We start from the raw sequence: 8,084 nt of genomic DNA, 5'->3' as shown, positions 1-8,084 counted from the left end.
TAATGTATATAGAGGAAGCTCAAGAAGCAGATATAAGCGGAGATATTCCGATTAACTGCTCTAAATAAGACAAAATCCAACGATTTTGGATAAGATAACCGGAAAAACTTCTCTTATTTTTAAGGAAATATGGGTATTTCCCAAAATAGTCGGAATTTTTCCGTTTATTTTTCAAATATAGTGAAATCAACATTCGGAGCCTTAAGAAAAAGTCACGAATACTCCTTTACGATTTCCTCAATTTTTTCAGGCTTTAAAAAGGATGAAATAGATTCTTCGGTTTGAAGGGTAAGAGCCGCACCGGCAAGTCCTAATTGGCAAGCACGAACTAGTGATTCTTTATTCATGATTCCATAGATGGCGCATGCCGCAAATGCGTCACCAGCCCCCGTGACATCGACAACCTCCGTTTTAAAAGGAAGCAAGTGCCCAGATTCCTCAGGAGAATAGTAATAAACCCCCTGATCACCGAGTGTGATCAACACTTTTTGAACGCCACGCTGACTCATTTTTTCACAGGCTGTTTGACAATTCTTGATGGAGTCAATTTTTATGTCAGTTAGGATCTCTGCTTCTCCACGATTTAGAATCAGAAGTTCGACACCATCAAGACGAAAAGGAAGTTTTCTTGCCTTGACTGGAGATACTGGATCGATGTAAATAGGGATATTTACATCACTGCAGCGCTTCATTACATAACTAATACTTTCCTCAGGGATATTTGTATCCAAAAACACCGCAGTTGAGGCACTAATATGGGACCATTTTTCCTCAAACATGGAAGTGGTTAGTTTCTCGTATATATTCATATCCGCCATGGAGACAACGCTTTCACCATTGATATCCAAAAGGGTAGTAAAGGTTCCCGTTTGTTCGGTTGGTAACACCCAAACCTGGCTAACATCCACTCCCTGACTTTTCGTTTCCTTCAGGATCCAGTTACCTTCTTTGTCATCCCCGACACAGGCCATAAGAGAAGTGGTAAGTCCGAGCCGGCTTAAACTTTCAGCCAAATTGCGTGCTACACCGCCACAAGCTTCCGTAATTTTTACTGAATTAGATGAATATAAACGCACATTTTGATCTGACCGCGCTTTCCTGTCTGTATTGGCTCCCCCAATACAAACAATCGCCGATTCCTCGCGGAGAATATAGCCACGCCCTTTAATCTCACCGCGTTTCGTCAGACTCGCAATATAATTCGCAACAGCAGGCCGTGATAATCCAACCTTACTCGATAACTCCTGCTGTGAAATAAAAGGATTCATCTTAATATAATGTAAAATTTGAGCCTCTTTATCCATGGAACAACCTCATTTCTGAAGCAGGGGACGGTTCTTGTGCTTCGTTTTCCCTTTTCGATTGGAACAGCCTGACCATTTCGAAAGTGGATGATAAGTTATTCTATTATAATCAATAAATGGATTGCAAGAAACCAAAAGGGACAGTTCTCCTGGCTTTTTCGCATTGGAAAATGCCAGCAGAACCGTCCCCGCGGTTCCCCTTTACAACCCTTCCATAATAGGCGGTTTTTTCTTAAATCCTTTTGTTGTTATGAGTGCGTAGACAAATCCAATTGCCAGCCACACGAAGCCTACTTTCAATGTTAAGGCAGAAAGATTAATAAACAAATAAAAACAGATTAAAAATCCTAATGCGGGCAGTAAGAAATAGCGTACGAACTTTTTCTCTTTTTTTCGGAAGTAATAATACACAATTACAGACAAGTTCACAAACATAAAGCCTGTTAACCCGCCAAAATTCATTAATTCCGCGACAAAGGAAATCGGAAGAGCAAGTGCTCCGACAACGCTAATGATACACATTAACAAGATATTCAGAATAGGCGTTTTAAACCTAGGATGTACATACGTAAAGAACTTTTTCGGCAGTACTTCATCACGCCCCATACTAAACATTAATCGGGAGGCACTTGCTTGCCCGGTTAAACCTGCCGTAAAGGTGGAAACGATAATCGCAATCGTATAAATCGTAGCTAGTGCTGCCCCGCCGGCCTTTTTCGCAATATCAAATAGGGCTGTATCTGCGGAACTAAAGGAATTCACATCCGGCCACACAAGCTGAGCGACATAGGCTTGTACGATAAAGAGTAACCCGCCGATCAGGCATGCAAGCATAGCTGCTTTCCACATATCATCCTTTGGATTGATTGCTTCTTCTGACAAAGTCGTAATACTATCAAATCCTAAAAACGAAAAACAGGCCATGGCAGCCCCTGCAATAATAGCAGAAGTAGCAAACGTTTCATCGTGAAAGAACGGCTTGATTGAAATAATGCTATTGGCTGATTCCCCGCCAACAATAGCCTTAATGCAGAAGATCACAAAAATAACAACCACAAGGCCCATAAAGAGGACAAGGATGTTGTTTGTTTTTGCCGCCATTTCAATCCCAAGAATATTGATAAAGGTAATCACTACAGCAATGATGAGTACCCACACCCAATAAGGGATAGAAGGAACAAGAGCATTTGCATAAGAGGCACCTACCATGAAAACAATCAGTGGGACTAAAACGTAATCCATGAACATCGCCCATCCGGCAAAAAAACCGAGATGCGGATTAATAGAACGCTGTGTATACGTATACGTTGAACCTGCCACAGGGAAAGCCGCGGCCATCCGTCCATAGCTATAGGCAGAAAACATCATCGCGACCATGGCGATTAAATACGCTAACGAGAGCATTCCTCTAGTGGAAACTGCCGCATAGCCATAAATGTACGCAGGCGCAATTGGTGTCATAAAGGCGATCCCATAAATCACAAGATCCCTTAAACTTAGAACTCTCTTAAACTGCGGATGATTTCCGCTATTATTTGACAAACTCATAAAAAAAGCTTCCTCTCACTTAGGCTTCCTGTAACGTTTTCCCCATTTGATTACTTATCAATCGGATCGTTTCATCCGTGCTCATGACTTCACAATAAATTTGATTCATAATCATAATTTCAGCATCATGTAATGCTTGTGTTGCTGCACAGCAGGCATCCTCTACTAAAATCACTTCAAATCCCGCATCCGCTAAACTTCTGACAGTAGAGGCCACACATTGATCGGTCACAACACCTGTGCAGACGACTGTTTCAATCCCCATATTTCGAAGGAGAAATTCATAATTCGTTCCAGAAAGAACACTATCAGTAGTTTTATTAACGACAATTTCATCCTCTAATGGTTTCAGTTCATCTACCATTTCTGCCCCGTAATGCCCGATTGGCAGCAGGATATTATTCCAGCCAGGTCTTCTTTGAACAGGAGATCGGTCGCGCCCATCTTTGTGATGGCAGGCAATCCTGCCAAAAGTAACTTCTAATTGATTGGTTCTAAAGAACTCTAATAGTTTTTGATTATTTGGTATAACGATGTCTTCTAGGCGATTATAAAAATATTCCCATTTATCCCACATGCCTTTTTCTCTCGCTACATCGGCATCCCCAAAATCCTTACTGATAAACTGATTTTGCATGTCCACGATTAATAGAGCGGTTTTACTTGGATCTGGTTGAATCCTTTCCTCACCCGCCGGGACAAATTCATAGTATAACGTTTGTTGCTTTTCCATGTTGATAGCCTCCTAGAATTTCGATATGTGCAAAAAGAAATAACAGAAATCTGCCCGTCATTCCCTTTTTTTGCAATAAAAAAACTACAAACCCATTCTGAGATGAACTCAGAAAACATTGTAGTCATTCTAAAGTCCCCACCCGTTATCCCACAAGAGATAGCACAACTTAATAAACCTGTCAGCTTATTAAGACAGTCCTGCAATTATTCACTGCAGACCCAGCATGTAATAGCGAGACCTATTCCACACTTCGGCGACATCCCCTTCTCCTTAGCATCACAGCGTTCCCAAGCTCCACTAAAGACTATTAAACATCGCGCCTCTACCCCACTAGGTTAAAGTGAGGCTTATTCAATTATTGTGTATATTCTAAAATAACGGTATTTTAATGTCAATGGAAGTAGTATCCAAAGGGTCACCAATCGGAACCGCCGGGACGGTTTTTATGGTTTTTTTTTCGAAGCAGGGGACAGTTCTCTTGGTCTATCTCTTTCGTTTTGTTCACCAAATCGAACAAACCAAAATATCACCCAAACCTTACCCTTGGCCCTATTTATTCCCCACTATAGAGCATGCATAAAACAGGAATTAGAATCCAATATTTTACATAATTGTATACTATCAATAAAAAGATAATTACAATTTTTTTATGACATCTTTACAATCAGATTAATATTTATCCTTAGGAGTTCCCCCTCAAATATCATTACTATTTTCAGAGACAAATTTTTGTATAAACTACGAAAAAAATGTCCATCCTGTAGCTATAGAAATAGCTTGGGAGAGTGAGTAAAATGTGGTGGTTTTGCCCTGGCAATCCCGGTCAAAGCTGAATCCTTATAGTGATGGTGAATTTTTAATATGTAGGGGGATGAATCTATGAGTATTGAAGAATTAACTAAAATTATCACAGTGAAAAAGATGGATTTAGAGGAATGTGAACATGAGCTTAACAATCGATACTACCCATCTGTCGTAAGACTGGCAATGATGCATTACATAACAGAGTTGCGGCACCAATTAGAAATGTATAATGGGGACGATTTAAAGACTCTGGGATGAGTCTTGAGGGGGGGCTGTACCCCCTACTCACCCAAGCATTCTTCTGCTTACTTTTGGACAAATTGTGGAAACTTCTCCCTTACAAACTCTTTTTCTTCAGTAAAACTTAGAACTCCATATGCCCTGCCCACTAAACCCTCTTGTTGCTCCCAAAGGAAATTGTGATCAGAATCAATGATATTGAACCGACCCTTCTTCCAATTTTCTACAATCTCAAGCATCTTCTCTTTATTAGTAAAGTTACTGGCAGAAACGATTTCGATCACTTGATTCACTGTGTCTTCCACCATTGGAATGGCACCATATTTTCTTTCTGCCCTAACCTTTTGATGCGTCATTTCGTGCATCACCTTCATTACTTGACCTTCAGTAGATTCCGGGGTAAGTCCTGTGTCATATTCAATCCCCTCAATGAAACCAATACGTCCTGCAAGATTTTTAAGAGCCTCTTCTTCAGCACGTTTAGCCTCTTCTTCTTGTTCCTTTTCTAATGCAGCACGTCGTTCTTCTTCGTACTGTTGTTTCTCTTGCTGCTTTAATTCATATGCACGAGCGTTAGCATTGATTTTATAAACAGCAAAAGCAGCAATGATCAGCACAAGAACAAGGATGCCTAAAGACATCAGTAGCTTTTTAATCTTTTCTTTTTGCCAATCAGTTTCCAAAAATTGCAACCCCAGTTTCTAATTGATTTTGATTATATATGTAAGGTAATAAAAAAGAAGGGATGATAAAAAGGTAGTTTAATTATATATCCATTTTCCATAGTATACCAACCAGAATAACCCCTAGAGCCACCGAATATATTTATCAAGTGAAAGGGGATTAATTATATGGATGCTCAAGGATTATGGAGCTTTAGTTTATTGTTTGTAAAACAGTTTATTATCTATTATCTTATTATATTACTTGGAGAATGGTTTGCGGAAAAAAAGGGATACAACCTGTTTGAGAGGGCATGGTTAATTACCATAATGGCGTTATCACTATTAATCTTTTCATTAGGAATTCACTTTTTACGGAGCCTAAGATTTTAACAAAACGAACAGCAGTAGCACAAGAGGAGTTTCTTGGGATGAGCGAGTAATACCAAGGGGTGGGTTCTCACGGCCCTTTTCCGCCTCCAACACATTTTAATTTTCACTCGTTAATACCAAACCACCCATCGACAAACTTCGTACCACAAAAATCACGTAACCCCCTCAATAACAGCAAAAGCAGCAATTCCAACCAATCGTTTGATGAACAAGAAATTTACTAATTAATCGTTTGATTAAATGGGACCAAAACCCTTATGTTAAAAGAACTCTGTCCAGTTTGTCGGTAAAATTTCTGTCGTTGTTAGGTCCCCAACTTCGCCAACAATCTTCAATAGTAACCTATAAAAACTAGCAAACTACAAAAATCACCACGTTTTGATACTAATCAAACGATTAATTGAAAATAGCCCAAACCTGCCCCAATCCTGAACATCACCATCCAAATGCGTGAAAAATATGTCGAAGACTGCTGTAAATGGAACTCAGGTTAGCCGCTGGACATGAAAGGGGCTACATGAAAGGGGCTGCTATCAAGTAATAGGACAGTGTTAAGTTTCCCGGGCGGTGACAGGCATCGGTTTTTCGGTATTTTAAACCTAAAAAAGAGAGAAGTGTCAGGACATTCCTCTCTGCAAGTTGTCAATCTATATTATATGTAAGCTAATGTTTAATTTCCCATTTTTAGAATCAACTTCAATTTCAACATCCACGTTTTCTTCAATGTAACAATCGCCTTTGTTATCAAATTCAGCATTACAATTCGGACATTTGTTTAATTCATAATGCTTAAATTCATAAAATTCCTTATGACAATAATTACAATGACTTTTTGATATAGAAAATGTTCGGTTGGAATTCATTTTCATAATCCCCTTCTTACTTATTCGTAAAATCCATTAATCGGTAAAAGGTTCTTCATCCGCATGTATAGCCTGAATACGCGCCTGCTTTCGTTTAAAAACGATTTTGGATAAAACTACACTTATTTCATATATAAGAATCAGTGGGATCGCTACAGAAATATGAGATATAAATTCCGGGGGAGAAATCATTGAAGCAATAATTACTAGAATAAAATACGCATACTTTCTGAGTTTTCCGATTCGATAAGGATTCACGATGCCTAAAGTAGTTAAAAACATCGCGACAAGCGGCAATTCAAAAGCAACGCCAAACGGTAACGTCATATTAATTAAAAAACTGAAATATTTATCTGCCGTGAAGGAGGTCGTCATCATATCGTTACTCAGATGTATGAGAAACTTCATGATGTTTGGAAAGATAAAGTAATAACCAAATGCCATGCCTGCAATAAAAAGAAAGAATAAGGCAGGGATATACGCGAATGCAATCTTCCTTTCCATTGGCTTTAAAGCCGGTTTTACAAATAACCAACCCTGCCATGCAGCTACCGGGATTGTTCCAGCTCCGGCCACAACGGCGGCGATGTGGAAATAAATCCACATAATATCACTCGGCCCCAATATCAGTAACTTATATCCAAGATTCCCCATAAAAAAAAGATAAATCTCTTTGACATAAACAAATCCAATTACAAGAAACACTAGAAAAGCCAGCGACGAAATAATCAATCTTTTTCGCAACTCACCAAGATGTTCTACTAAATTAAGTTCTTTATCAGTCAACATGCAGCGCCTACCATTTACAAAAGTGTATTTTTTAGAGGATTATTTCTTTACTTTACCGAAAGTAAGCTGTGAATCATTTGGACAGCGACCGCATCATCAATAAAACCGACTGGAAAAATGTAATCTGGAATAACATCCACTGGTACAATAAAATATAATATGGCACTACCAATGATGACAAGATCACGAGTTGTTCCCTTCTGAAGTTGAAATCGCTCAAACATTTCCTTCAACTGATTAATAAATGGGCCTATGCTGCCTAGTTTCTTAAGCTTATCCGTAAAGCTCTTATGTATAATCTCCTTGCCCTCTTCCGTTTGAACATATTGTTCATAATGAGCTAATTGCTGTTTCACACTTTCAATACTAAACTGCTGATCGTATACATTAGAGGTTTTAAGGACATGTTGAATATGTTCAATCGACATTTGAATATCAGAAGAATGACTGTTCTGCTCCTGTTTCACTGTATAGCCGGCAGCTTCAAATAATTCCGCAATCGGAACGTCAAGGCAGTTAGCAAATTTTTGTAAATGTTGAGGAGTCGCTTTGCGCTTTCCGTTAATAATCCGTGAGATTGTGGCAGTATCAATATCAGTAAGCGCACTAAGCTTCCGCATGGATAAAAACCGTTCTTCGATCAATTTCTTCAAAAACACTCCAAACCTATTTTCCATTCTCATATCCGACATCTCTACCTTCCTTTCTATTAAAAACCTAATCCACAAGTAGAAATGAGTATAGG

General features: G+C 39.0%; 9 protein-coding genes and 1 riboswitch. Of the genes, 2 read left to right on the top strand and 7 right to left on the bottom strand.

All coding sequences use genetic code 11. From position 1 onward, the window contains the following. Positions 1-212: 212 nt before the first annotated feature. The 3 genes from BABA_RS19190 to BABA_RS19180 all read right to left on the bottom strand — a co-directional run bounded on the left by BABA_RS19190 (position 213) and on the right by BABA_RS19180 (position 3,585). Entirely contained in the window at positions 213-1,304 is a 1,092-nt protein-coding gene (locus BABA_RS19190) for a PfkB family carbohydrate kinase (RefSeq protein ID WP_007086893.1), read from the bottom strand. 201 nt (positions 1,305-1,505) lie between these two features. Beyond that, positions 1,506-2,852, bottom strand: coding sequence for an APC family permease (locus BABA_RS19185; RefSeq protein WP_007086892.1), 1,347 nt, complete (start codon positions 2,850-2,852; stop codon positions 1,506-1,508). A 19-nt stretch (positions 2,853-2,871) separates the two neighbouring features. Further along, positions 2,872-3,585, bottom strand: coding sequence for a cysteine hydrolase family protein (locus BABA_RS19180; protein ID WP_007086891.1), 714 nt, complete (start codon positions 3,583-3,585; stop codon positions 2,872-2,874). Between the two features lie 152 nt (positions 3,586-3,737). Beyond that, a riboswitch (Lysine riboswitch) is annotated at positions 3,738-3,921 on the bottom strand. Between the two features lie 546 nt (positions 3,922-4,467). Between BABA_RS19180 and BABA_RS19175 the strand changes: the two genes are divergently transcribed. Beyond that, positions 4,468-4,650 carry a hypothetical protein gene (locus BABA_RS19175; RefSeq protein ID WP_007086890.1) on the top strand — a complete coding sequence of 61 codons (183 nt, stop codon included), beginning with the start codon at positions 4,468-4,470 and terminating at the stop codon, positions 4,648-4,650. A gap of 47 nt (positions 4,651-4,697) precedes the next feature. Here the strand turns inward: BABA_RS19175 and BABA_RS26160 are convergent, their stop codons facing one another. Next, complete coding sequence (locus tag BABA_RS26160; protein WP_007086889.1) at positions 4,698-5,315, bottom strand: DUF6241 domain-containing protein; 618 nt, start codon at positions 5,313-5,315, stop codon at positions 4,698-4,700. 168 nt (positions 5,316-5,483) lie between these two features. Between BABA_RS26160 and BABA_RS19165 the strand changes: the two genes are divergently transcribed. Continuing rightward, entirely contained in the window at positions 5,484-5,687 is a 204-nt protein-coding gene (locus BABA_RS19165) for a hypothetical protein (RefSeq protein ID WP_007086888.1), read from the top strand. Positions 5,688-6,334: 647 nt separating this feature from the next. Here the strand turns inward: BABA_RS19165 and BABA_RS19160 are convergent. The 3 genes from BABA_RS19160 to BABA_RS19150 are packed head-to-tail and all read right to left on the bottom strand — an operon-like array spanning position 6,335 to position 8,031. Beyond that, positions 6,335-6,550: a hypothetical protein gene (locus BABA_RS19160; RefSeq protein WP_007086887.1), complete on the bottom strand. Its 216-nt coding sequence runs from the start codon at positions 6,548-6,550 to the stop codon at positions 6,335-6,337. 36 nt (positions 6,551-6,586) lie between these two features. Continuing rightward, positions 6,587-7,336, bottom strand: coding sequence for a twin-arginine translocase subunit TatC (gene tatC / locus BABA_RS19155; RefSeq protein WP_040346974.1), 750 nt, complete (start codon positions 7,334-7,336; stop codon positions 6,587-6,589). Positions 7,337-7,386: 50 nt separating this feature from the next. Beyond that, positions 7,387-8,031 (bottom strand): helix-turn-helix domain-containing protein, encoded by a 645-nt coding sequence (locus BABA_RS19150; protein ID WP_007086885.1) that lies wholly within the window; start codon positions 8,029-8,031, stop codon positions 7,387-7,389. Positions 8,032-8,084 lie beyond the last annotated feature (53 nt).

This window comes from Neobacillus bataviensis LMG 21833, from assembly GCF_000307875.1.
In the GTDB taxonomy this organism is placed as follows: Bacteria; Bacillota; Bacilli; order Bacillales; family Cytobacillaceae; genus Neobacillus; species Neobacillus bataviensis.
This window is presented reverse-complemented; position numbering and strand designations above follow the sequence as displayed.